This is a genomic window from Micromonospora matsumotoense, assembly GCF_050951065.1.
GTDB classification, from domain to species: domain Bacteria; phylum Actinomycetota; class Actinomycetes; order Mycobacteriales; family Micromonosporaceae; genus Micromonospora; species Micromonospora matsumotoensis.
Genome location: NZ_CP192025.1, coordinates 969,489 through 993,334, shown reverse-complemented (window position 1 = coordinate 993,334; position 23,846 = coordinate 969,489). Strand labels below are relative to the sequence as shown.

Sequence of the window (23,846 nt, the reverse complement as noted above, 5' to 3'; positions counted from 1 at the left end):
AGCCCCTCTCCACCGACCAGCGTGACTCCCCGGCGCAAGCCGTCGCCACCTGCGGCGGGGCGACCGCAGGGGACCCCGCCGCCGGATCAGGTACCCAGAATCGTCGCCGCCCAGCCCTGAAACCGACCGTCCCGACGGAAGCGGGGGGCCGTTGCGGCGCGATAATGTCGCTGTATGGGGGTGGCTGGTTCCGTCGTACCGGTGGTTCCGCGCTGGCACCGCGCCCGTCAGGTCGCCCGGCTGGCAGCCATCGGCACGGGCGCCACCGCGGCGGCCGTCGCCGCGACCGGCGGGGTGCTGCTCGGCCAGGCCCGGCAGGCCCGGCAGGCCATCCCGATGGCGGAGGCTCCGCCGCCGCGCTGCGACGGTGTCTACGGTGCCAAGATCCCGGGGGCACCGCTGACCCTGGTGATCCTCGGCGACTCCTCCGCCGCCAGCTACGGCGTGCGGCGACGGCGGGAGACCCTGGGTTCGCTGCTGGCCACCGGGCTGTCCCGACGACTGCACCGGGCCGTACGGGTGCATCGTTTCGCCGTGGTCGGCGCGCTCTCCGCCGGGCTCCGGCCGCAGGTCGAGGCCGCCCTGGAGTGCGCGCCGGACGTGGCGGTGATCATGGTGGGCGGCAACGACGTCACCAACCGGTCGCCGTACTCCGTGGCGGTCCGGCATCTGGTCGACGCGGTCCGCACGCTGCGCGCGGCCGGCTGCGAGGTGGTCGTCGGGACCTGCCCCGACCTGGGCGCGATCCAGCCGATCCAACCTCCGCTGCGCTGGTTGGCCCGCCGGTGGAGCCGGCAGCTCGCCACCGCCCAGACGGTCGCGGTGGTCGAGGCGGGCGGCTGGACGGTCTCCCTCGGTGACCTGCTCGGCCCACGGTTCTCCGCCGAGCCGACCCGGATGTTCGCCTGGGACCGGTTCCACCCCTCCGCCGAGGGTTACGCGATGGCCGCCGCCGCGCTCCTGCCGACCGTGCTGTCGGCGCTCGGCGGCGGGGAACGCCGGCCGACGCCGGCCCGGGGCGACGGTGTGCGGTCGCTGCCCGAGGCCGCCCAGGAAGCCGCCCGGCACGCCGGCACGGAGGTCAGCGGTGTGCAGGTCCGGGGCCGCGACCACGGCCCGGCCGGTCGCTGGGCGCAGCTACGGCGGCGGGCCTTCTTCGGCGTGGCCCCGGTGCCGCAGCCCGGCGTCGCCGCCGACTCACCCCAACTGGAGGAACTGGCATGAGCGAGCACAGCGAGCGAACCACCGGGTGCCACGGCTGCCACGCCACGCCGGTCAGCGCCGACGCGAACTTCCGGACGGTGACGCCGTGACCGGCCGGTCCCTCGGCGGCGAGCTGGCCGTACGCCTCGGCAAGGCCGCGGCGGTCTCCCTGGTCGCCGGGACGATCGGCGGTGCGGCGGTGCTCGCCGGCCAGGCGGTGGCGGCCCGCAACCGCGACTACGCCCAACCCGAACTGGGCCTGGCGCTACGGGCCACGGTCGGCCGGGCCGGTGCCCCACTGCTGCGGCTGGTGCTGCTCGGTGACTCCTCGGCGCTCGGCGTCGGGGTGGGCCGCTTCGACGAGACGGTCGGCGGGCAGCTGGCCCACCTGCTGGCCGAGGGGCCGGCCGGCCGGCGGGTGCACCTGTCCAGCGTGGGGGTCTCCGGTTCCCGCTCCACCGACCTGGCGACCCAGGTGGCGCGGGCGCTGCTCGGCGACCGGCCGGACGTCGCGGTGGTGCTGATCGGGGCGAACGACGCCACGGCGATGAGCCGGCCGTTGGAGGCGGCGGCGTACCTCGCCTCGGCGGTGCGCCGGCTGCGGGAGGCCGGGGTCGAGGTCGTCGTCGGCACCTGCCCGGACCTGGGTGCGGTACGTGCGGTCGCCCCGCCGCTGCGGCAGGTGATCGGGTGGTCGGGTCGGCGGGTCGCCCGGGCACAGACCGCCGCGGTGCTGGACGCCGGGGGCACGGTCGTCGACCTGGGCACGGAGACCGGGCCGGTGTTCCGGGCCGACGCCGGGACGCTGTGCCACGACGGTTTCCACCCGTCGGCCGACGGTTACCGGGTGTGGGCGCACGCCCTGCTGCCGGCGGTGGTCGCCGCCGCCAACGTCGCCTCCCGGCACTGACCGGCCCCGGTGTCGCCCGCACCGGCCGGGCGTGCCCCCGCCGTCGGCGGAGCGGACCACGCCGACCCGGGCCGCCGCCGGGCCGCCGCCGCCACCGGCCCGGGGCTGCAGCCGGGTGACATTTCCCGCTGGTCGGTCCGCTTCCGCGTCAAGTTACCGTCAAGTTAACGTTGGTTCATGCCGATTGAGTCGTCCCGCGACGCCGTCATCGTCGCCACCGCCCGGTCCCCCATCGGCCGCGCGTTCAAGGGTTCCCTGCGCGAGGTCCGCCCGGACGATCTCGCCGCCACCATCGTCCAGGCCGCGCTGGACAAGGTCCCCGGGCTCGATCCCACCACGATCGACGACCTCTATGTCGGATGCGGGCTGCCCGGCGGTGAGCAGGGCTTCAACCTGGCCCGGGTGGTCTCCACCCTGATGGGTCTGGACGGCCTGCCCGGTGCCACGGTGACCCGCTACTGCGCGTCGTCGTTGCAGACCACCCGGATGGCGATGCACGCGATCCGGGCCGGCGAGGGCGACGTCTTCGTCTCGGCCGGTGTCGAGATGGTCTCCCGGTACGCCCGGGGCAACTCCGACACCCTGCCGCCCGAGGCGCAGGCGCTGGTCGGCGGCGGTTGGGAGAACCCGCGCTTCGCCGAGGCCCGGCAGCGGTCGACGGCCCGCGCCCAGGGGGACGCCGAGGTGTGGACCGACCCCCGCGACGCCGGTCAGCTCCCCGACATCTACCTGACGATGGGGCAGACGGCGGAGAACCTGGCCCAGGTGCACGACATCACCCGGGAGGAGATGGACGCGTTCGGCGTCCGCAGCCAGAACCTGGCCGAGAAGGCCATCGCCGACGGCTTCTGGGCCCGCGAGATCACCCCGGTCACCACCCCGGACGGCACCGTGGTGGGCACCGACGACGGCCCACGCGCCGGGGTCACCCTGGAGGCGGTGGCCGGGCTGAAGCCGGTCTTCCGCCCGGACGGCCGGATCACCGCCGGCAACTGCTGCCCGCTCAACGACGGGGCTGCGGCCGTGGTGGTGATGAGCGCCCAGCGGGCCGACGAACTGGGGCTCACCCCGTTGGCCCGGATCGTCTCCACCGGGGTCACCGCCCTGTCGCCGGAGATCATGGGCCTCGGCCCGGTCGAGGCGTCCCGGCAGGCGCTGCGCCGGGCCGGGATGACCGTGGACGACGTCGACCTGGTCGAGATCAACGAGGCGTTCGCCGCCCAGGTGATCCCGTCGTACCGGCAGCTCGGCATCCCGGAGGACAAGGTCAACGTGATGGGCGGGGCGATCGCCGTCGGCCACCCGTTCGGCATGACCGGCGCCCGGATCACCGGCACCCTGCTCAACGCCCTGCAGTGGCACGACCGGACCATCGGTCTGGAGACCATGTGCGTCGGTGGCGGTCAGGGCATGGCGATGGTCCTCGAACGGCTGAGCTGAGCCCTACAGCGCGCTGCGGGTCGCCGTCACCGTGACGGCGGCCCCGGCCAGCACCGCCTCCGGCGGGCCGGCGGCCACCAGGTCCGCCGCGACCACCCGGAGCTGGTCGGGCAGCGCCATCGGCTGCGCCAACCGGGGTACGTCCCGCCGGGGCCCACCCTCCGCGTCGGCCGCCAGGTCGGCGACCTCCTGCACCAGCTTGTGCACCAGGTCGGCCCGGGACACGTTGCCGCCCCCGGCGACCGCCGCCCAGCGCGGCTGCTCCCAGTGGGCCACCTGACGGACCAGCAGGCCCACCGCCCGGTCCAACTCCGCTGCGCTCATCGTCGGCGAGTCTACGCACCGACGGGTCGGTACGGGCCGAGCGGCGGGCAGCCGGTCCGCCGGCGCACGCGGCCCGACGGCGTCCCCGCAGGCCCGCCCCGGCCGACAGTGGCGGACAGACGACGACGCCCGCCGCCGCGAGTTCGCGGTGGCGGGCGCCGGGGTGCGAAACCGTCAGTCGTCGCCCTGGAAGTAGCTGATCAGGCGCAGCATCTCCAGGTAGAGCCAGACCAGGCTGACCACGATGCCGAACGCGGCCGTCCAGGAGTAGCGGGCCGGCAGCCCCATCCGGACGCCGTCCTCGACCTCCTTGAAGCTGAGCACGAAGCTCAGCGAGGCGACCACGATGCAGACCAGGCTGAACCCGATGGCCAGCGGGCTGCCGTCGCGCAGGCCGGTGTTGACCCCGAACAGGGCCAGCACCAGGTTGATCAGCATGACGGCGAACAGGCCCGCCATCACGGCGATCATGCCCTTGACGAACTTGGGGGTGGCCCGGATGACGCGCGCCTTGTAGAGGATGGTCATCACGAAGAAGACGCCGAAGGTGGCGACCACGGCCTGGAGCACGATGCCCTGGTAGGCCGTCTCGTAGACCTTGCTGACCAGGCCGACGAACGCGCCCTCGACGATCGCGTACGCGACCACCAGCGCCGGGTTGGCGACCCGGGAGAACGAGATGATCAGGCCGAGGGCCAGACCGACCATCGCCGCGCCGATCCAGGCGACGCCGAGCACCGAGTCCGGCACCAGGATCCAGGCCGCGGCGGCGGAGACGCCGAGGATGGCCAGGAGCGTGACGGTCTTGACCACGACGTCGTCGAGGGTCATCGTGCCGGACACCGTCGGGGCGACCGGGGAACCGGGCTGGCCCGGGTACTGCTGGGGAACGCCGGGCTGTCCGTAACCGTACGGCCCGGGCTGGGCGTACCCGGCGGACCGCTCCCGCTCGGCCGCCTGGCCGAGCCGGGCGAGCACCGGGTTCGAGGTCTTCACTGTCTCAGGCCTCCCTCAGGGGGTCAGTCGCACGCAAACGTGCACTCCCAGGGTAAACGGCCAGGTGTCACAGGCGACGACCGGGACGCTGTGGGAAAGCTGAGAGTGTGGTGCCCGGGGCGGGTCTCGAACCCGCACGCCTTGCGGCAGCCGCTTTTAAGGCGGCCGTGTCTGCCGTTCCACCACCCGGGCGGGAGCGCGTCACGTCGATGCGCAGCGGTGCAGTCTCACGGTATCCGGTCGGCGTCGACCCGGCGTACCCCGCCGACGCCGGACGCCCCTCCCCGCGCGAGGCGGGAAGGGGCGTCCGGCGTCGGATCGGCGGTCAGGCCGCCCTACTGGTGATCGAAACCGGCTGCGACGCCTCCGCGAACTCCTCCCGCGGGTCGTGCAGCTGGCCGAGCGCGACCACCTCGCGCTTGAGGAAGAAGGCCAGCGACCAGTCGACCACGACCCGGACCTTGCGGTTGAACGACGGGATCCGGCTCATGTGGTACGTGCGGTGCATGAACCAGGCCGGCCAGCCCTTCATCTTGATGCCGTACACCTGGGCCACGCCCTTGTGCAGGCCGAGGCTGGCCACGCTGCCGGCGTGCTTGTGCTTGTAGTCGACCGGCTCCCGGCCCCGCACCACCAACACGATGTTGTCGGCCATCCGGGCGGCCTGCCGCACCGCGTGCTGGGCGCTCGGCGAGCAGTAGTTGCCCGGTTCCTTGGTCAGGTCCGGCACGGCGGCGCAGTCACCGGCGCTCCACGCCCCCTCGACCACCCGGTCGCCGTCGACGACCTGGAGGGTCGGCAGGCAGGTGACCCGCCGCCGCTCGTCGCGGGGGAAGTCCGTCCGGTCCAGCATCGGCGACGGCTTGACACCGGCCGTCCAGACGATGGTGTCGGAGCGGAAGCTGTCCCCGTCGGAGAGTTTCACCACACCGTCGACGCAGGACTCCAGCCGGGTGTCCAGCCGGATGTCCATGTTCCGCTTGAGCAGCTGCTGCACCGTGTAGGCGCCCATGTCCCGGTCGACCTCGGGCAGCACCCGCTGGGTCGCCTCGACCAGCACCCAGCGCATGTCGTCCGGCTCCAGCTCCGGGTAGTAGCGCAGCGCGTCCCGGGCCATGTCCTCCATCTCGGCCAACGCCTCGATGCCGGCGTAGCCACCGCCGACGAAGGTGAAGGTCAACGCGGACCGACGGACGTCGGCGTCGGGCGTGGCGGCGGCCACATCGAGCCGGTCCAGCACGTGGTTGCGCAGGTAGATGGCCTCACCGATGGTCTTGAAGCCGATCCCGTGCTCGTGCAGGCCCGGGATCGGCAGGGTGCGGGACACCGAGCCGGGGGCCACGATCACGTGGTCGTAGCCGATCTCCCGGGTCGGGCCGGAGATCGGCTGCACCACCGCGGTCTTACGGCTGTGGTCGATCCGGGTCACCGCGCCCGCGACGACCTTGCACTTGCGCAACTCGCGCCGCAACGGCACCACGGAGTGCCGGGGCGAGATGTTGCCGGCCGCCGCCTCCGGCAGGAACGGCTGGTACGTCATGTGCGGCTGCGGGTCGACGACGACGACCTCGGCCTCACGGGAGCTCAGCTTCTTGGACAGGCGCAGAGCGGCGTACAGGCCCACGTGCCCGGCACCCACGACAAGGATCCGCTTCGGATTCACGTATCCATCTTTCCCCGGGCGGCTGCGGTAATACCCCTCGAGACCCCCTTCTGTGACGGAGCACAACACCTGTGAGCTGCGCTACGTACCCGCCGAATCCCACTATCTGCGGCGCAGCAACCAGCCCAGCAGGCCGCTCAGACCCACCGCCACCAGCAGTCCCACCACCGTGACCGCCTGGAAACCGTCAGCCGGGCCGAGTTGCCCCGCGCCGGTCAGCAGCACGCCGATCACCGCGGAGGCCAGCACCACCGCGCCGGCCCGGGTGAGCCAGCGCAGCACGACATTCGGGTCGATCGCCCCGTCGTAGGGCAGCACGGCCGACAGCGCGCAGAGGGTGTGCCCGAGATAGAGCAGGGTCGCCACGGCGAGCAACCGCCACAACGCGATGGGCCGGTCGTAACCCGCCGAGGCGAACACCCAGCCGGCCACCGTGACCAGCGCGGCGAAGGTCGGCCAGACCCGGCGGGGGGCCGCCGCCGGCAGCACCGCCACCACCGTCAGCGCGAGCAGCGACCGGGCCTGGAACAACTCCGCCGGGTACGCCAACAGCAGGCCGGCCAGCACGACCAGGAAGACGGCCCCGCGCACCAGCATCGGCAGCGGCGCCACCCGACGCACCGCCGTACGGGCCGCCCGCACCCGCTCCCGGGTCGTGTCCACCGCGTTCACCGGCCACCCACCCGGGGGGCGGTGGCCAGCCGGGCGACGTCCCGCAGCACCTGGTCCAGGCTGCCCGCGCCGGCCCAGCCCACCACCGGCACGCCGTGCTCCCGGAGCTGACCGATCATCGTGTCCCGGTCCAGCCGCCACAGCCGGTACGCCACCGGCGCCCAACCCCGGTCGCCGGGCGGAGCGAGATCGGTCGGCAGGGTGTCCACCGCCACCACGAACCGTCCGCCCCGGGCCAGCCGGGCCAGCATCTGCGCGGACCGCTCGTCGAGCAGCGGGGTGAGCACCACCACCAGCGCGTCGGCGGAGAGCACCTGCGGCCCGAAGACCTGGTCGTACGGCTCGTGCGGGGAGGACTCGGCGTGCACGTCGAGCAGCCACTCCAGGACGGTCAGGTACTGCCGGCGGCCGGTGGCCGGGCGCAGTCGGCGGGCTGCCGGGCCGTATTCCAGCAACGCCACCCGGTCGCCCCGGTGCAGGTAGTGCTCGGCGATCGCGGCAGCGGCCCGGACGGTGGTGTCCAGCACGGACGCCGCGCCGGCCACCCCGCCGGAGCGGCCCGCCTCGGCCAGCACGTCGAGCAGGACGACCACCTCAGCGTCCCGGTCGGACAGGGTCGACGCCACGTGCAGTTGCCGGGTCCGCAGCGACACCCGCCAGTCGATGCGGCGCAGCCGGTCCCCCGGCCCGAAGACCCGGACCCCGGCCAGCTCACCGCCCTCCCCCGGCCGCCGCGAGTGGTGCGCGCCGACCAGCCCGGCGGCCCGGGGCATCGCCTCCACCGCCTCGAACGGCTCGGTCTTCGGGTACACCCGCATCCGCACCGGTTCGGTGAGCACCGCCCGGGAGACCAGCAGCCCGTCGGCGGCGGCGGCCCGGGCGCCGGCCGGCCCGATCGGGTGCCGGCCCCAGCGCAGCGCGGTGCCGGACAGCTCCAGGTCGACGGCGGTGCCGGTGGACAGCGTGGTCACGAAGGGCCGGTCCACCCCGCCGGAGCGGCTGACATCCCGCCCGATGCCGCCGAAGCCGGCCCGCCGCACCGACAGCCACGGCGAGACGCGGGTCCGGACCACCACCACGTCGTACGGCACGATGTCCGGATTGCCCACCGCCACCGCGCCGGCCAGCTCGCCGCCCTCGACCAGTTGGGCGTCCGAGGCGGTGATCTCCAACTCGGGGGCGGCGACGGGCCGGCGGCGCAACGCGTACGCGGTGCCGAGCGCGAACGGGGTGGCCAGCACGACCAGGTCGACCCGGCCGAGCAGGACGGCGGCGATCAGCAGCAGCCCGGTGAGCAGCACCGCCCGGCCGAGCGCCCAGGTGGGCGACCAGCCCGCCGTCGGCTCCTGACGGTCAGCCACGACGATCAGCGCCCGGACCGGCCGGCCGCGTAGCTGGGCAGCGCGCCGCTGGCCGGGGCCGGGGTCTGCTCCAGCACCTCGCCGACCACGAACGCCGGGTCGACCCGGCGCAGCCACATCTCCGGGCGCAGCGTGATCCGGTGCGCCAGCGCGGGGGCCGCCACCTCTTTGACGTCCTCCGGCACCACGTAGTCGCGGCCGGCGAAGACGGCCCGGACCCGGGCCAGCAGCAGCAGCGCTAGCGAGCCACGGGGAGACGCCCCGACCAGCACCGACGGGTGCTCCCGGGTGGCCGCGGTGAGGTCCACGATGTACTTGCCGACGGAGTCCTCCACCACCACGTCCTCCAACGCGGCCTGCATGGCCCGCAGGGTGCCGGCGTCCACCACCGGTTCGATCTGCGCCTCCTCGCGGCGGCGGTCCATCCGCCGACGCAGCACCTCCCACTCCTCGTCGCGCTGCGGGTAGCCGAACGACACCCGCAGCAGGAACCGGTCCAGCTGCGCCTCGGGCAGCGGGTAGGTCCCCTCGTACTCGATCGGGTTGGCGGTGGCCAGGACGTGGAACGGCTCGTCCAGCCGGTAGGTGACGCCCTCGACGGAGACCTGCTTCTCCTGCATCGCCTCCAGCAGCGCCGACTGGGTCTTCGGCGGCGTCCGGTTGATCTCGTCGGCCAGCAGCAGGTTGGTGAAGAGCGGGCCGGCCCGGAAGGAGAAGTCGCCGCTGCGCTGGTCGTAGAGGAACGAGCCGGTGACGTCGGCGGGCAGCAGGTCGGGGGTGAACTGGAGCCGGCGGAAGTCCAGCCCGAGGGCCTGGGCGAAGGAACGCGCGGTCAGTGTCTTGCCCAACCCGGGCAGATCCTCCAGCAGCACGTGCCCGCCGGCCAGGATGCCGGCGAGGACCAGTTCCAGGGACTCCCGCTTGCCGACCACGACCGTGCCGACCGCGTCCAGCACCGCCCGGGCCAGGTGGCCGACCTCCGTGGCGGGAATGCTGCGGTCCACGTCGTTCATCAGATCTTCTCCAGTTCGGCGACGATCGCCGCGAGGTCGCGCGGCGACGGGGGACGGCGGGAGGGGGTCTCGAGGAAACTCCACAGCGGGTCCCCGAGCAGTGCCCGGGCCCGGGTGGGGTCGGCTTCCCGGGTCAGGCCATGGCGTTGGCGCAGCCGCTCGTCGGCCAGCTCGCCGAGACGGGGCAGGATCCGCTCGGTGAACCGCTCCTGGTTGCCCGAGGACCACTCCAGTGGGCGTTCCCAGCCGTTGATGGCGGCCCGCAGCGCGTCCCGGGCCGCCCAGTTGTAGCCGCCCGGCTCCTCACCGGCGGGGGTCCGGGGGCCGCTGCGGGGCGGGGGCGGCGGGGCCAGCGCGGCGGTGACCCGGCGGACGGTGAGCACCGCCAGCACCCCGGCCACCACGATGCCGATCGACAGTTGCAGGCCGACCGCGCGCAGGCCGACCAGGACCACAGCGGTCACCCCGGCGGCGGTCAGGAGCAGCCGGAACAGCCAGCGGAGGCGGCCACCCCGGGCCCGGCCCGGCCGGGCCGGTGGCTCCTCCTCGAAGGAGAACAGGTCGTCCAGACCGGTCGGTTCGCTCACCCCGACACCCCGCCGGGTGCGGTGTGGCGGGCGGTCACGCCGGCACCTGCGGGTCGGCCAACGCGGTGAGTTCGCCCCGCAACCGGCGCAGCGCCCCCCGGGCCTGGTCCCGCATCCGGGCGTCGACGCTGCGGGTGGCGTAGCGGGCCTCGCGGTAGACGTGGGCGAAGCCGTCCAGCACGTCGGCGCTGGCGATGGCGGGCACCCCGGCGGCCGGGTCGCCGCGCAGCAGCCGGGTGACCAGGTCGGTCGGGGTGTCCCCGGTGCGCCTCGGCACACCGGCCTCGGTCGCGGCCTCCTCCAGCCGCACCCAGCAGGCGATGACGGCGGTACGCGGGTCGGTGTCGGCGTCGTCCAACTCCTCCAGCCCGGCGTCGAGCGCGGCCACCACCTCCCGGGCGGTGCCCTCGGCGGTACGCCGGGCCCGCGCGGCGGGTACCGCCCGGGTGGTACGGCGCAGCGCGCCGCGCAGCAACGTCCAGGCCAGGTAGCCCACGGCGACCAGGATCGCCAGCCCGAGCAGGCCGATCGCTGCCGTGGCGATCCACTGCGGAACACTCGCCCGGGTCTGCTCGGCGTCGGTTCGCGGTTCGACCGGGATCGACGCGGCCGGCTCGGCGGACGGGTATTCCGGCACGTACGGGATGTTGTCGGCGGCCGGCGGGATGCGGCTGGCGCCGATCGACGAGTGCCCGGCGGCGAGCGCGGCGGCGAGCAGCAGCAGCGCCACCAGGGCGACGGGCCACCATCTGCGCAGTACGCCGAGGTCCATCACCACCACCCCACGCTGCTCAGTCCACCCCCGCGAGCTGTTTCGCGCGGGCGAACACATCGTCCAGCATCTGTGTGGTCAACCGCCCGGTGAAGGTGTTCTGCTGGCTGACGTGGTAGCAACCGAGCAGATCGGGAGCGGCCGACCCGGACCAGTGTGCCCCATGGCCGAAGACCGGTCGCGGGCTGGGCGGCCTGACGCCGTACACCTGGCGCAGCACCGGCCACCACGCCGCCCAGGCGAACGCGCCCAGCGCGACGACCACCCGCAGGGTGGGTCGGATCAGCGCCACCTCCCGGTGCACCCAGGGGGCGCAGGTGTCCCGCTCGGCCGGGGTGGGCTTGTTGTCCGGCGGCGCGCAGCGTACGGCGGCGAAGATCCGGGTGTGGGCGAGGGCGAGGCCGTCGTCGGCGGCGACGCTGGTCGGCTGGTTGGCCAGCCCGGCGCGGTGCAGGGCGGCGAAGAGCACGTCACCGGAGCGGTCCCCGGTGAAGACCCGGCCGGTCCGGTTGCCCCCGTGCGCGGCCGGGGCCAGCCCGAGAATCCCGATCCGGACGTCCGTCACCGGCACCGGTTCCCGGACGACCACGCCCGTGGCCGCCGGACCACCGGCCGTTGCTGCCGCCGTCGGGTTACCGGCCGTTGCTGCCGGGGTCGGGCCCGACGCGAGGGTCGTGGCCGTGATCGGTGGGCCCGCGCCGCCGCGCCCGGTGCGGTTGTCCGGGGCGCCGAAGCCGGGCACCGGGCGGCCCCAGTACTCCTGGTCGCGGAAGGCGGCCCGTTTCGTCCGGGCGACCTCCTCCCGCCAGTCGACCAGGCGCGGGCAGGCGAAGCAGTCGCCGATCGCCGCGTCGAGGTCGGCCAGGTCGGTCGCCCGCGCGGCGCGGGCGACCACCTCGGCGGGGGTACGGGACTCAGCCAAGCTTCGCCCGGAAGAGTTCCAGGGTGCGGGCCCAGGCGGTGGCGGCGGCCCGCTGGTCGAAGTTCTCCGGCCGGTCCTCGTTGAAGAACGCGTGCGCGGTGCCCGGGTAGTCGTAGGTCTGGCAGGTGCCACCGGCGTTCTCGACGGCCCGACGCACGGTCTGTACGCCGTCGGCGGCGGCGAGCCCGTCCGCCTCGGAGCAGTGCACGACCGCCGCCTTGCCCGCATAGTCGGCCCACTCGGTGGGCATCCCGTCCCACGGCAGCCGGGGATAGAAGGCGGCGGTGGCCACGATCCGCTCGGCGCGGGTGGCCGCCCAGAGGGCCAGGCTGGCACCGGCGCAGAACCCGGCGCAACCCACCTTGCCGGTCACCTCGGCCCGGCCGGCCAGGTATTCCGCCGCGACGGCGATGTCGGCCGCCGCCTCGTCCATCTGGGTGCTGTTGAGCATCTGCCGGGGCTCGCTCGGCTTGCTGGCCGGCTGGCCGTGCCGGAAGTCGGGGGCCAGCGCGACGAAGCCGGCCTCGGCGAACCGGTCCACCACCGAACGGATGTGCGGGACGAGACCCCACCAGTCCTGGATGACGATGACCGCCGGGCTGGCCGCTCCGCTGGACGGTATCGCGAGATACCCCTCGCCGGTCCCTGCGCTACGACGGTAACTCACCATCTCGCCCATCGGCCCGTCCTCCTGTCGGTCAGTCATCATCGGCTGGTCGCAGGGCGCTCCTACGTGTCGGTAGCCTGCCACGCCGTACGCGTGCCGGGAAGATGCCGGAACAGTGGCATATACCTCGCGTTCACCGACGGTGGTGTGGGACACGCCGACGGCGGCGCGGAAGCTCCCGCGCCGCCGTCGGCGGTTGCCTGCCCCCGACCACCCGGTCGGGTCTACCGGTCGGCTACTCAGGCCTTCTTCGTCAGGCAGAGCAGGTAGCCCTTGCCGCCCGGGGCGATGTTGTAGAAGACGTAGCCGTCGTCACCCTCCTTGATGTACTGCTCGCACGCCTTGCCGGTCTTGGCCTGCGCCTCGGTCTGGTCCTCCACCCGGCCGACCACGTTGTAGACGGCCTCGGTCGAGGTGCACTTGACCACCTTGGCGTCGCTGACCGACTGCTCCTCGGTGCCGGTCACCTCGGGCAGCTCGGCGATGCAGTCGCCCGCCTTGGCCTCGGCGGTCTCGTCGGGGTTGAGGAAGTTGCCGATGGCGCTGGCGGCACCGAACTTCAGCGCGGCGATCACCAGAAAGGCGACGATCGCGCCGATGATGCCGAGCGCCTTCTTAGCGCCGCCGCCCTTCGGCTTCTCCGGCTGCTCCGGTGCGGCGGCGGGGGCGACCGGCTCAGGCTGGCCGGCCTGCTCTGCCTGCGGCGCGGGGGGCGGCGGTGCGACCTGCTCTGACACGGGTTTTCCTTCCGAGGGGTGAATGAGCAGACGACAACGTAGCGACGAAGATCAGCGCGTGCTGCCCCGTTCCCATCGTCCGTTCAGCCATTTCCCAGGAACGTCAGGTCAGCCGGTGGCGGTGGGCACGGCCCCCGGCCCGGACACCGGCGGCGGCGCGACCGGCGGCGGCGACGTCGTCCCGCTGGGGACAGCCGTGGCCGTCTTGGTGGGGACGGGCGCGCCCGGGGCGGTGGCCGTCGGAACGGCCCCGGGCGCGGTCGGTGCGGGCGAGCCGCTCGGATCACCGGTCGCGCCGTTCGACCCGGGCGGGAGTGGGTGGGCGGCCGGCGGGCGCGGCCGGAACGGGGCCTGCTGCGGGCAGTACGGGTAGCTGCGCTGCACCGCATTGACGTCGGGCAGGGCAGGATCGTCGCAGGCCGGCCAGCCCAACCGGATCGGGGTGCCGTTCTGGTCGAAGAGCCGGACGTTCTCCACCAACCGCCCTTCGCTGTCATAGACGTAGACGTCCTGCACCTGGTCGTACGGGTTCTGCACGGAGATCGACTCGTAGCCGTAGCCATAACCGGAGCGGGCATGGTCGTCCACGTTCGCCACCGCGCCGACCGCGAACAGGGCCAGCACCACGGCACCGGCGTGCACCGCCCAGCGCCGCCAGGTGCGCAGCTCGGGGGTGCGCCGGCCCAACCAGATGGAACCGACGACCAGGCCGGCGAACATCAGCAGCCCGACGAACTCGTTGCCGTCGAGCCGGGGCAACAGGCCGAGTGGACCATTGGTGCTGATCGCGGTGACCAGCATCGCGGCCAGGTAGGCGCGAACCAACCACCAGGCCGGACGGAGCAGCCGCAGGAACTCGCCCGCCGTGGCGTGGCCGACCAAGGGGCCGAGCCGGGCGTCGACCCGACCGACCCTGGCCCGGGTGCGCCCCAGCACGGCGGCGATCCGCCGTTCCAGGGCCCGCCGGCCGGCCGCCGGATCACCCGCCCCGGCAGCGGCGCGCAGCTCCGCCGCGTACGCCTCGGGGGTGCCCAGCCGGTCGACCAGGGAGCCGTCGGCCTCGGCGGCGACCTCGGTGAGGTGTTCCGGCAGATCCTCGGTCAGCTCGTCGCGGGCCTGCGGTGGCAGGTCGGCCAGGGCCGCCCGCACCCGCTCGACGTAGTCCGTGATCTCCTGCCCAGTGACGGTCATGCCGCCATCCCCCGATCGTCGAGCAGCTGGTCCATCGTCGTGGCGAACGCGCGCCAGGTCTTGCCGGAGCGGGTGAGCTGGTCACGACCGGCGGCGTTGAGCGCGTAGTACTTGCGGTGCGGGCCGGACTCGCTCGGCACCACGTAGGTGGTGAGCAGGCCGGCGGCGAAGAGCCGACGCAGGGTGCCGTAGACCGAGGCGTCCCCGACCTCCTCCAGCCCGGCCTCGCGCAGCCGGCGCAGGATGTCGTAGCCGTAACCGTCGGAATCCCGCAGCACGGCCAGCACGGCCAGATCAAGCACACCCTTGAGTAGTTGTGTGGTGTCCACGCATCACACACTACTGCGCAATGCGCACTACCGTCAACAACACACCACCCACCCACCCACAGGCCCCCACCCCGGTGGGTGGCCGGGAGCTGTTGACGCAGGTCTCTTGGTCAGCGGGGCGATGGGAGGGGGTCAGGTTGTGGTGGGGTGCAGGCTCCAGGCGATGCCGTCGAGGATGTCGTGTTCGGAGGCGACCACCGAGGACATCCCGGCCCGCTCCATGATCACCCGCAGCACCAGCGCGCCCGCCCCGATCACGTCCGCCCGGCCCGGGTGCATCACCGGGATCGCCAGCCGCTGCGCGGCGGTCTTCGCCAGTAGGTCGGCGGTCACCCCGGCGACCCGCTCGTACGGCACCCGGGCGTGGTGGATGCGCTCCGGGTCGTACTCCTGGAGATCCTGGGCGATGGCGACGACGGTGGTGACCGAGCCGGCGAGGCCGACCAGGGTGGCGGCCTCGCGGCCGGGGACGGCGGCGAGCGCCCGGTCCACGGCGGCCGCGATGTCGGCCTGCGCGGCGGCGACCTCGTCGCCGGTCGGCGGGTCGCCGTGCAGGTGCCGCTCGGTCATCCGGACACAGCCGATGTCCACCGAGATCGCCGCCTCGACCCCGCCGTCGCGGGTGCCCACCACGAACTCGGTCGAGCCGCCGCCGATGTCCACCACCAGGTACGGCGGCTCCGCGTCGGCGGGCAGTCCCCGGACCGCGCCGGTGAACGACAGCCGGGCCTCCTCGTCGCCGCTGACCACCTCGGGCGCGACGCCGAGGGTCTGCGTGACCATGGCCCGGAAGTCGGCCGCGTTGCTGGCGTCCCGGGACGCCGAGGTGGCGCACATCCGGACCCGGTCGACGCCCAGCTTCTCGATCTCGGCGGCGTAACCGACCAGCGCCACCCGGGTCCGCTCGATCGCCTCCGGGGCCAGCCGGCCGGTCCGGTCGACGCCCTGACCGAGCCGGACGATCTCCATCCGGCGGGCCAGGTCGACCAGTGGGGCCTGCGGCCCGGCCGACGGGTCGGGCAGGTCGGCCACCAGCAGGCGGATGGAGTTGGTCCCGCAGTCGATGGCGGCCACACGCGTCGTCACGCCAGCAACCCTACGGCAGCCGCCGACCGCACACGCGCAGCGCCGACCGCACGCGCAGCCCCGACCGCGCGCACGGCAGCGCCGACCGGCCCGGGGGTGGTCACCGACGCCGGGACCGACGCCGCAGCAGCAGCCACGGCACCCAGGCCAGCACCGCGACCAGCACCAGCAGCACCACCAGCGGCGTGCGCCACCACGGGTCCACCGTCGCCGGTGGCGGGTCGGCGGGTGCGGAGACCCACGGGCGGGCGGTCTTCGACCAGGCCAGGAAGGCGTCGCCGATCGGGAGCAGGCCGAAGGCGTACCGCCGGGTGTGCGGGGTGTCCAGCGGAAAGCCGACCAGCTCGCCGTAGTTGGCGAGCGCGCCGGCCAGCACCCGGTCGCCCTGCACCTGGGCCGCGCCGAGGGTCACCACGGTGGCGGAGAAGCTCACCCCGAGCGGCAGCGGCCCCGAGTCGACGTCCCCTGGGCCGTCCAGACCGCGCGGGTACTCCCGGACGGCCGGGCCGAGCCCCAGCGGCGACACCACGAACCCGGCGCGGAACCGCAGATACTGCTCACGGGCGAAGGTCGGGTCGATCTCCGGCAGGAACCGCTGGATGACGCTCTGCGAGGTGCCCCGGGCCACCTCGGCCGGCGCGCCGGTGCCCGGGTCGACCCGGTGCGGCAGCAGGCCGGTACGCGGATCGAGCCGCTGGCGTACCCCGTCCAGCCAGCGTCGGGTGGTCCGGTCGAACCGCGGCGGCAGCAGGGTGTCGTGCAGCCGCAGCGAGGCCACCGCGACCGTCGAGTCGACCGGCCACGCCTGCCCCGGGTACGCGGCGAGGTACGGCGTGGCCGAGGCGTCGAACGCGGTGGCCAGGGCGGCCGACGCCTCGGTGAACCGGCGCACCTCGGCCGGGTCCCGCCGCTGCGCCGGTTGCAGGGCGAGCACCCCGCCGCGCAGCCAGTTCGTCCAACCGGCGTGGAAGACGCCGTACGCCGGGGTCAGGTCGGGGCTGAACGGGGCGGTGCCGGCCGGCGACTCCAGCCGGGCCAGCGCCCACCGGGCCTCCCGCAGCGCCTCGTCGCGACCCTCGGCCGGTTGCCGCAGGCCGGTCTCCACCCGGGTCAGCCCGTACAGCGCGTGGGCGAAGAACCAGCCCTCCGGGAACATCTCCTGGGCGTCCTCGCCGGCACCGGCGTCCAACTCGGCACGCAGGTAGCTGAGCTGCCGGTCCACCCCGGGCGGCTGACCGGCGACGCCACCGGTCGCCGGGGCGATCAGCCGGGCCACGCCGACCAGGGCGAACAGGGTGACCAGAATGGCGAACACCGCAATCAACCGACGCACGATCGTCACCGGCCCAGGGTGGCGGGCCGGGTCAAGTCGCCCTGCGGTCCACCGTGCACCGCACCCGGTCCGCCGTACCGGACGGGGACCCGCCGCACCGGGCCCGGACCCCGGGCTAGAGCCGCAGCAGCATCCGGGTGTTGCCCAGGGTGTTCGGCTTGACCCGTTCCAGGTTGAGGAACTCGGCGACACCCTCGTCGTAGGAGCGCAGCAACTGCTCGTAGACGGGCTGCGGCACCGGGGCGCCGTCGATCTCGGTGAACCCGAACGCGCCGAAGAACGCCGTCTCGAAGGTGAGCACGAAGATCCGGGCGATGCCCAACTCCCGGGCGGCGTCGATCAACTCGGTGACGATCCGGTGGCCGAGTTTGCGCCCCCGGCAGGCCGGGTCGACCGCCACGGTACGGATCTCGGCGAGGTCCTCCCACATCACGTGCAGCGCGCCGCAGCCGACGACCGTGCCGTCGCCGGCCACCGCGACCCGGAACTCCTGCACGTCCTCATAGAGGGTGACGGTGGCCTTGCTGAGCAGCCGACGGTCGTCGGTGTAGGTGTCGACCAGCCGGCGGATGCCGCGTACGTCGCCGGTGCGGGCCCGGCGAACCACGATCGCGTCGGTCACTGCGCCGCCGGCAGGTCCACGCACGGCCCGGCGGTCCACCACTTCTCCACCAGGGCGAGCGTCTCGTCACCGAACGGGTTGACGCCGGGCCCGGCACCGAGCGCGTGGCCCAGGTGCACGTGCAGGCACTTCACCCGGCCGGGCATCCCACCGGCGGAGATGCCGGCGATCTCCGGCACCTCGCCGATCGCCGCCCGGCGGGCCAGGTAGTCCTCGTGCGCGGCCCGGTAGCGGTCGGCCAGCTCCGGGTCCTCGGCGAGCCGCCCGGCCATCTCCTTCATCAGCCCGGCCGACTCCAGCCGGCTGCACGCCGCCGTCGCCCGGGGACAGGTCAGATAGAACAGCGTCGGGAAAGGGGTGCCGTCGGCCAGCCGGGGCGTCGTCTGCACCACGTCGGGCAGACCGCACGGGCAGCGGTGGGCCACCGCCCGGGTGCCCCGGGGCGGGCGTCCGAGCTGTGCGGCCACCGCGGCCAGGTCGGCCTCGGTGGCCGGCTGGTGCTCCGGCGGGGGTACGGAGCCCGCCGCCGGCTCCTGCGGTGGTACGACAGTCACGGTGCCCATCTCTCGTTCGGTACGCGGGTGCTGCTCACTGGTCCGGGGCGTCGCCGTTCGCCGCCTGGACGCTCGACCACAGGGTGTCGTACCAGGGGTCGGGGGTCTTGGGTGAGGTCGGCGGCCGGCCGCCGTTGGCTTCCCGGGTCGCGCCGTCCACGTCGTTGAGCACGATCACCGGGGTCTCCCCCGGCACCACCATGTAGAACCGTTCCCGCGCCTGGATCTTGATGTACTCCTTGTCCTGCCACTTCGCCGCCTCGGCGGAGAGGTCGGAGATGCGCTGCCGCTGCGCGGCCTGCGACGCCTCCATCCGCTCGATGTCGACCTGCTGGTCCAGATAGACCCGGACCGGATAGGTGTACGCCAGGGCGAGCGCGAGCAGCACCGCGAACAGCACGGTGGCCCGCCCGGTGAACCGTCGGGGGTGGGGTGCGGTGAGTCGCCGGATGGTGCCGCCGGCCGCCGTCCGGCGGGCCGCCGCCGGACGGTTCGCCGACCGTACGCCGTCGGCCGACCGGGACCGGGCCGTGGTGGCCCGCGGCTCGGCACGTACCCCGCTGTCGCGCAGCGGTGTCCGGGCGCCCCGGGCCCCGCCCGGCCGACCGGTCGGCCGGCGGGCCGGGCGTTGACCACCCGGTGTGCGGCGCTGCTGCATCGTCACACCCCTCCCCCGAGGTTCGCCTGGGTCAGGCCGAACGGTAACGCGGGAACGCGCCGGCGCCGGCGTACCGCGCCGCGTCGGCCAGCTCCTCCTCGATCCGCAGGAGCTGGTTGTACTTGGCGACCCGGTCGGACCGGGCCGGGGCACCGGTCTTGATCTGGCCGCAGCCGGTGGCGACCGCCAGGTCGGCGATGGTGGTGTCCTCGGTCTCGCCGGAGCGGTGGCTCATCATGCACTTGAAGCCGGCCCGGTGGGCCAGGTCCACCGCGTCCAGGGTCTCGGTCAGCGAGCCGATCTGGTTGACCTTGACGAGCACCGCGTTGGCGGACTTCTCGACGATGCCCCGGGCGATGCGCTGCGGGTTGGTGACGAACAGGTCGTCGCCGACGATCTGGATCCGGTCGCCGACGGCGGCGGTGAGGGTCGCCCAGCCGCTCCAGTCGTCCTCGGCCAGCGGGTCCTCGATGGAGACGATCGGGTAGTCGCCGATGAGCTTGGTGTAGTAGTTGCTCATCTCCTCGGCGCTCTTGGCGGTGCTCTCGAAGGTGTAGGTGCCGTTGTCGAAGAACTCGGTGGCGGCCACGTCGAGGGCGAAGACGATGTCGGTGCCCAGCCGGTAGCCGGCCTTCTCGACCGCCTCGGCGATCAGGTCCAACGCGGCGGCGTTGCTGGGCAGGTTGGGGGCGAAGCCACCCTCGTCCCCCAGGCCGGTGGAGAGGTCCTTCTTCTTCAGCACCGACTTCAGCGCGTGGTAGACCTCGGCGCCGGAGCGCAGCGCCTCCCGGAAGCTGGGTGCCCCGATCGGGGCGATCATGAACTCCTGGACGTCGACGTTGGAGTCGGCGTGCGCCCCACCGTTGAGGATGTTCATCATCGGCACCGGCAGCAGGTGGGCGTTCGGGCCACCCAGGTAGCGGAACAGGCTCAGCTCGGCGCTGCCGGCCGCCGCCTTGGCCACCGCCAGGGAGACCCCGAGGATGGCGTTCGCGCCCAGCTCGCCCTTGTTGTCGGAGCCGTCGAGGTCGAGCATCTTCTGGTCGATCAGCCGCTGCTCGCTGGCCTCGTAGCCGATCAGCTGGTCGACGATCTTGTCCTCGATGTTGGCGACCGCGTTCTCGACGCCCTTGCCCAGGTAGCGGCCCTTGTCACCGTCGCGCAGCTCGACTGCTTCGAAGGCGCCGGTGGAGGCGCCGGAGGGTACGGCGGCGCGGGCGATCGTGCCGTCGTCCAGCCCTACCTCGACCTCGACCGTCGGGTTGCCCCGCGAGTCGAGAATCTCCCGGGCGACGATTCCCTCGATGGTTGCCACTGAGTCGCTCCTCGTTCGTTGTGCGAATTCGGGTTGGGCCGCGACGGTGCGGCTGAGGCAGTTGTTGAACGCAGCGTATCGGGCGACGCCCGGACGCACGGCGTCCGGGCACACGTAGCCCACCCCTATTCAGCACGCCGTAACGGACATTCCCGTATTCTCACCCCTCAACCGGCAACCGGTTTGCGCCGGGTGGACCCGATCGACCACGCTGGTCGCCATGCCCGCCGTCTCGACCACCCTCCGCGTGCTCGCCGTGTCGGTCATCGCGTCGCTCACCGTGACCGGCTGTCAGACCCTCGACGACACCGGACGCACCCTCGGCCGGTCCGATCTGATCAACGATCTCGCCACCCGGCTGGACGAGTCACTGGTCCAGACCTGGACGGCCGAATACCGGCTCCCCGGCGGCCGGACCACCACCATCGCCCAGGAGAAGGAGCCGGCCCGCTCCGCGTACACCTGGGCCGCCGGCAAGATCACCGTCTCCGAACAGGCCATCACCCGCTGTGAGACCACCGCCGGGCGGACCACCTGCACGGTGGAGCCGCCGGTGCTGATGTCCGGCAAGGCGGCGGTCCCGCTGTTCGCCGAGGCCCGCAAGGCCGGGCTGGTCACCCCACCCGCCGTCATCCGGCTGCTCACCGAGGCCGCCCTGGACCCGCAGGCCCAGGTCAAGCCGACCGACACCACGATCGTCGGACACCACGCCACCTGCGTCGCCGTCCGGCGCTCCACCGGGAACTTCGACGCCTGCGTCACCACCGACGGTGTGCTCGGCAGCTTCACCGGTGTCCTCGACGGCCAGCCGGTCGAGCTGGCTCTGGAGCGGTTCACCGACTCGGTGACGTCGACGGCATTCGACCTGCCGGCCGGTGCCGGCGTGACGGACCGCCGGCCGGCGACGTCGTGACCGTGCCACCGCCCGAACGCCCCACGTCCACGACCGGCCATGCAGCCGACCTGTCGCCCACGCCGGGCGATCTGGGCCTGGTGGTGTCGGGTACCCGGCTGCTGACCACCCCCGACGGGGGCCTGCCCCGGGTCGGCGAGCTGCCGGCCGAGACCGGGTGGGCGCCGCTGGGCACGCTCGACGGGGTGCCGGCCTGGGCGACGGAGACGGCCGACCCGAGCCGTGCCGTCACCCCGGGCCGGACGACCGCTGCCGGGGCGACGACCGGGAGTCGGCGGGCGGTCGGTCGGTGGCGGAGTTGGCGGGCGCTCGCCGCCGAGCTGCCCGAGCCGGTCGCCACGCTCGCCGGGCGGGCGGTGGCCGTGGTCACCTGGCGGCGTACCCACCGCTGGTGTGGGGCCTGCCGGGCGGCGCTGGCCGACGTGCCGGGCCAGACGGCCCGGCGCTGCCCCGACTGCGGCCTGTACGTGCCGCTGCGGCTCTCCCCGGCGGTGCTCGCCGCGATCACCCGCCCCGGCCGGTCCGGCGGCCCCACCGAGCTGCTACTGGTCCGGCACGCGTCCGGGCCGACCGAGCTGTGGGCGCTGGTCGCCGGCTTCGTCGAGGCCGGCGAGTCGCTGGAGACGGCGGTCCGTCGGGAGGTCACCGAAGAGGTTTCGGTGGCCCTCGACACGGTCGACTACTTCGGCAGCCAGCCCTGGGCGATCTCCGGGCCGGGGGTGCTGCTCGCCGGCTTCACCGCCACCGTCGCCGACCCCGACGCCGAGCCGGTGGTGGACGGGCGGGAGCTGGTGCGGGCCCGCTGGTTCCCGGTGGACGGGCTGCCGGCGGAGCTGCCGCCGGCGTACTCGATCTCCCGCTGGCTGATCGACGCCGTCGCCGCCCGCGGCTGAGCCGGGCCCGGCCGGGTCAGATGCCGAGCAGGGTGCGCAGGTGGCGCGGGGGTGGGCAGTCGTGGGCGAGCATCGCGTCGTGCCAGTCCCGCACCGGCACCCCGGTCGGGCGGGACGCGGCGACGTCGGCCATCTCGCTGTAGCCGACGAAGTACGTGGAGAGCTGCGTCGAGGTGAGCAGCGCCCGCCGCCACTTGCCGGCCGCCTCGCCCTCCTCCTGGAAGCCGCGCCCGGTCATCAGCGCCAGCGCATCCGTCTCGGCCATCCCGTCGCAGTGCACCAACTGGTCGAGCAGCGCGTTGATGGTCATCCGGAGCTGCATCTTGAGCTGCTGGAGGCGTACCGGCAGGCCACCGAAGCCGAGGCCGGCCATCAGCTCCTCGGTGTAGACCGCCCACCCCTCGATGAACACCCCCGACTCGGTCAACGCCCGGACCCGGGTGGGGCCGGCGTACCGGCGGGCGTGGGCGAGCTGGAGGAAGTGCCCCGGCATCGCCTCGTGCACGGTCAGGTTGCGGATCATGTGGTCGTTGTACTCCCGGTAGAACGACTCGACCCGGTGCGCCGACCAGTCCGCCGGGGTCGGCGCGATGCAGTAGAAGGTGGGCAGGTCGGCCGGCTCCAGCGGGCCGGGCGAGTCGCAGTACGCCACCGCGACCCCCCGGGCGAACTCCGGCATCTCCTGGATCACGCACGGGTCGTCGACCAGGCTGATCAGGTCGTGGGCGCGGACGAAGTCGCTGGCCTCGTCGAGGGTGACCGAGGCGAGGTCCACGATGGAGTGGTCGTCGGGGTGCTCGGCGGCGAGCAGGTCCAACGCCCGGCGTACCGTCTCGTCGTCGGCCGGGCCGCCGACCAGCTCGACGGCCGCCGCGCGGATCTCGGCGGTGACCCGGTCCAGGTTGGCCCAGGCGCGGCGCTGCACCTCGGCCGCGCCCAGCTCGGTGTCGAGGGTGTGCCAGAGCCGGGCCTCCCAGCGGCGGCGGCCCAGCCGGGGGTCGCGTCCCGGCCCGGCCTCGGTGGCCAGCCCGGCGCGCAGCCAGCCGACGAACTCGTCCAGCGCGGCGATCGCCGCCGTCGCCGCCGGCCCGACCGTGCCGTCCAGCGCGGGCGCCTGGGCGAGCAGCAGCGGCACCTCGTCGCGGATCAGCGCGGCGGTGCCGACGAACTGCCCGACCGCCGTCTCGGCGTGGATCCGGGGCATGTCGCGCAGCGTCGCCCGCGCGGTCGCCAGCGCATCGGGTACGGCCGTCAGCCGCCCGACCAGGTGGGCCAGCCGATCCTCCACCGGGGCGTACGGGCGGGCGAGCAGGGCGTGCAGCAGCGGCCCCGGATTGTGCACCAACGGGTCCCACTCGAAGGCCCGGATCTCGCTCCGCTCGAACAGTTCCCGGTCGACCAGGGCGCTGAGCAGCGCGTGGTCGACCTGCTCCTCGACGTCGAGGGAGTCGGCGTCGACCTCGGCGAGCGCGTCGGCGGCCTCCTTCAGCATCCCCTGGTCGGCCGCGACCGCCGGGGCGGAGAGATCCGGCAACCGATCGTCGAACCGATGGTCGCCACTCGACGTGGCCAACCCCGGCCGGCTCTCCAGCACGGCATCAACGATCCGCTCCGCCAACGGCACAAAACTCACCCCCCGACCCTACCCACCCGTCTCTCCCCCTCCTGCGCCCTCCACCCAGACC

General features: G+C 73.8%; 25 protein-coding genes and 1 tRNA gene. 5 read left to right on the top strand and 21 right to left on the bottom strand.

What is annotated here, in order from left to right; genetic code table 11:
• Nucleotides 1-174 precede the first annotated feature (174 nt).
• From ACQP1S_RS04765 to ACQP1S_RS04755, 3 genes are all read left to right on the top strand, one after another.
• A complete protein-coding gene (locus ACQP1S_RS04765; RefSeq protein WP_432903391.1) occupies nucleotides 175-1,224 on the top strand; it encodes an SGNH/GDSL hydrolase family protein in 1,050 nt (349 codons plus the stop codon).
• Between the two features lie 85 nt (nucleotides 1,225-1,309).
• Nucleotides 1,310-2,113: an SGNH/GDSL hydrolase family protein gene (locus tag ACQP1S_RS04760; protein ID WP_091248609.1), complete on the top strand. Its 804-nt coding sequence runs from the start codon at nucleotides 1,310-1,312 to the stop codon at nucleotides 2,111-2,113.
• Between the two features lie 177 nt (nucleotides 2,114-2,290).
• A complete protein-coding gene (locus ACQP1S_RS04755) occupies nucleotides 2,291-3,553 on the top strand; it encodes an acetyl-CoA C-acetyltransferase (RefSeq protein WP_091248222.1) in 1,263 nt (420 codons plus the stop codon).
• Between the two features lie 3 nt (nucleotides 3,554-3,556).
• On the opposite strand, the gene ACQP1S_RS04750 is transcribed toward ACQP1S_RS04755, so the two are convergent.
• The 20 genes from ACQP1S_RS04750 to eno form a co-directional block, all read right to left on the bottom strand.
• Nucleotides 3,557-3,877 (bottom strand): hypothetical protein, encoded by a 321-nt coding sequence (locus ACQP1S_RS04750; RefSeq protein ID WP_091248218.1) that lies wholly within the window; start codon nucleotides 3,875-3,877, stop codon nucleotides 3,557-3,559.
• Between the two features lie 174 nt (nucleotides 3,878-4,051).
• Nucleotides 4,052-4,873, bottom strand: a complete 822-nt coding sequence (locus ACQP1S_RS04745) for a Bax inhibitor-1/YccA family protein (RefSeq protein ID WP_091248215.1) — start codon at nucleotides 4,871-4,873, stop codon at nucleotides 4,052-4,054.
• A gap of 108 nt (nucleotides 4,874-4,981) precedes the next feature.
• Nucleotides 4,982-5,065, bottom strand: a tRNA-Leu gene (locus tag ACQP1S_RS04740).
• Nucleotides 5,066-5,198: 133 nt separating this feature from the next.
• Complete coding sequence (locus tag ACQP1S_RS04735) at nucleotides 5,199-6,536, bottom strand: NAD(P)/FAD-dependent oxidoreductase (RefSeq protein WP_432903386.1); 1,338 nt, start codon at nucleotides 6,534-6,536, stop codon at nucleotides 5,199-5,201.
• A 102-nt stretch (nucleotides 6,537-6,638) separates the two neighbouring features.
• The gene (locus ACQP1S_RS04730) at nucleotides 6,639-7,199 is read right to left on the bottom strand and encodes a hypothetical protein (RefSeq protein WP_432907801.1); all 561 of its coding nucleotides are present in this window, start codon (nucleotides 7,197-7,199) and stop codon (nucleotides 6,639-6,641) included.
• A gap of 5 nt (nucleotides 7,200-7,204) precedes the next feature.
• Nucleotides 7,205-8,575: a DUF58 domain-containing protein gene (locus ACQP1S_RS04725; RefSeq protein ID WP_091248604.1), complete on the bottom strand. Its 1,371-nt coding sequence runs from the start codon at nucleotides 8,573-8,575 to the stop codon at nucleotides 7,205-7,207.
• On the bottom strand, nucleotides 8,575-9,582 hold the full coding sequence (locus ACQP1S_RS04720) for an AAA family ATPase (protein WP_091248209.1): 1,008 nt from the start codon (nucleotides 9,580-9,582) through the stop codon (nucleotides 8,575-8,577). The genes ACQP1S_RS04725 and ACQP1S_RS04720 overlap by 1 nt, the downstream gene beginning before the upstream one ends.
• The gene (locus tag ACQP1S_RS04715; protein WP_357893979.1) at nucleotides 9,582-10,169 is read right to left on the bottom strand and encodes a hypothetical protein; all 588 of its coding nucleotides are present in this window, start codon (nucleotides 10,167-10,169) and stop codon (nucleotides 9,582-9,584) included. The genes ACQP1S_RS04720 and ACQP1S_RS04715 overlap by 1 nt, the downstream gene beginning before the upstream one ends.
• A 34-nt stretch (nucleotides 10,170-10,203) precedes the next feature.
• Complete coding sequence (locus ACQP1S_RS04710) at nucleotides 10,204-10,941, bottom strand: DUF4129 domain-containing protein (RefSeq protein WP_091248601.1); 738 nt, start codon at nucleotides 10,939-10,941, stop codon at nucleotides 10,204-10,206.
• A 19-nt stretch (nucleotides 10,942-10,960) separates the two neighbouring features.
• Nucleotides 10,961-11,836, bottom strand: a complete 876-nt coding sequence (locus tag ACQP1S_RS04705) for a uracil-DNA glycosylase (RefSeq protein ID WP_432907797.1) — start codon at nucleotides 11,834-11,836, stop codon at nucleotides 10,961-10,963.
• Nucleotides 11,837-11,855: 19 nt separating this feature from the next.
• A complete protein-coding gene (locus ACQP1S_RS04700; RefSeq protein WP_363672292.1) occupies nucleotides 11,856-12,542 on the bottom strand; it encodes a dienelactone hydrolase family protein in 687 nt (228 codons plus the stop codon).
• Nucleotides 12,543-12,769: 227 nt separating this feature from the next.
• The gene (locus tag ACQP1S_RS04695; RefSeq protein ID WP_091248198.1) at nucleotides 12,770-13,267 is read right to left on the bottom strand and encodes an LppU/SCO3897 family protein; all 498 of its coding nucleotides are present in this window, start codon (nucleotides 13,265-13,267) and stop codon (nucleotides 12,770-12,772) included.
• A gap of 108 nt (nucleotides 13,268-13,375) precedes the next feature.
• A complete protein-coding gene (locus ACQP1S_RS04690) occupies nucleotides 13,376-14,458 on the bottom strand; it encodes an HAAS signaling domain-containing protein (RefSeq protein ID WP_432903381.1) in 1,083 nt (360 codons plus the stop codon).
• Nucleotides 14,455-14,787 carry a PadR family transcriptional regulator gene (locus ACQP1S_RS04685; RefSeq protein WP_067307540.1) on the bottom strand — a complete coding sequence of 111 codons (333 nt, stop codon included), beginning with the start codon at nucleotides 14,785-14,787 and terminating at the stop codon, nucleotides 14,455-14,457. The genes ACQP1S_RS04690 and ACQP1S_RS04685 overlap by 4 nt, the downstream gene beginning before the upstream one ends.
• Nucleotides 14,788-14,919: 132 nt before the next feature.
• Entirely contained in the window at nucleotides 14,920-15,861 is a 942-nt protein-coding gene (locus tag ACQP1S_RS04680; protein WP_432907794.1) for an exopolyphosphatase, read from the bottom strand.
• Nucleotides 15,862-15,973: 112 nt separating this feature from the next.
• Nucleotides 15,974-17,215: a hypothetical protein gene (locus ACQP1S_RS04675; RefSeq protein WP_432903376.1), complete on the bottom strand. Its 1,242-nt coding sequence runs from the start codon at nucleotides 17,213-17,215 to the stop codon at nucleotides 15,974-15,976.
• A gap of 106 nt (nucleotides 17,216-17,321) precedes the next feature.
• A complete protein-coding gene (locus tag ACQP1S_RS04670; RefSeq protein ID WP_091248186.1) occupies nucleotides 17,322-17,828 on the bottom strand; it encodes an amino-acid N-acetyltransferase in 507 nt (168 codons plus the stop codon).
• Nucleotides 17,825-18,382, bottom strand: a complete 558-nt coding sequence (locus ACQP1S_RS04665; RefSeq protein WP_432907792.1) for a DUF501 domain-containing protein — start codon at nucleotides 18,380-18,382, stop codon at nucleotides 17,825-17,827. Before ACQP1S_RS04665 ends, ACQP1S_RS04670 begins: the two co-directional genes overlap by 4 nt.
• 34 nt (nucleotides 18,383-18,416) lie before the next feature.
• Nucleotides 18,417-19,040, bottom strand: a complete 624-nt coding sequence (locus ACQP1S_RS04660) for a septum formation initiator family protein (protein ID WP_432903373.1) — start codon at nucleotides 19,038-19,040, stop codon at nucleotides 18,417-18,419.
• 31 nt (nucleotides 19,041-19,071) lie between these two features.
• Nucleotides 19,072-20,355 (bottom strand): phosphopyruvate hydratase, encoded by a 1,284-nt coding sequence (gene eno, locus ACQP1S_RS04655; protein WP_432903370.1) that lies wholly within the window; start codon nucleotides 20,353-20,355, stop codon nucleotides 19,072-19,074.
• Nucleotides 20,356-20,575: 220 nt separating this feature from the next.
• Here eno and ACQP1S_RS04650 point away from each other — a divergent pair, with 220 nt between their 5' ends.
• Nucleotides 20,576-21,268, top strand: coding sequence for a hypothetical protein (locus ACQP1S_RS04650; RefSeq protein WP_432903367.1), 693 nt, complete (start codon nucleotides 20,576-20,578; stop codon nucleotides 21,266-21,268).
• Nucleotides 21,265-22,161 carry an NAD(+) diphosphatase gene (locus ACQP1S_RS04645; protein ID WP_432903364.1) on the top strand — a complete coding sequence of 299 codons (897 nt, stop codon included), beginning with the start codon at nucleotides 21,265-21,267 and terminating at the stop codon, nucleotides 22,159-22,161. The genes ACQP1S_RS04650 and ACQP1S_RS04645 overlap by 4 nt, the downstream gene beginning before the upstream one ends.
• 16 nt (nucleotides 22,162-22,177) lie before the next feature.
• On the opposite strand, the gene ACQP1S_RS04640 is transcribed toward ACQP1S_RS04645, so the two are convergent.
• Nucleotides 22,178-23,794 (bottom strand): DUF885 domain-containing protein, encoded by a 1,617-nt coding sequence (locus ACQP1S_RS04640; RefSeq protein WP_432903361.1) that lies wholly within the window; start codon nucleotides 23,792-23,794, stop codon nucleotides 22,178-22,180.
• Nucleotides 23,795-23,846: the final 52 nt, after the last annotated feature.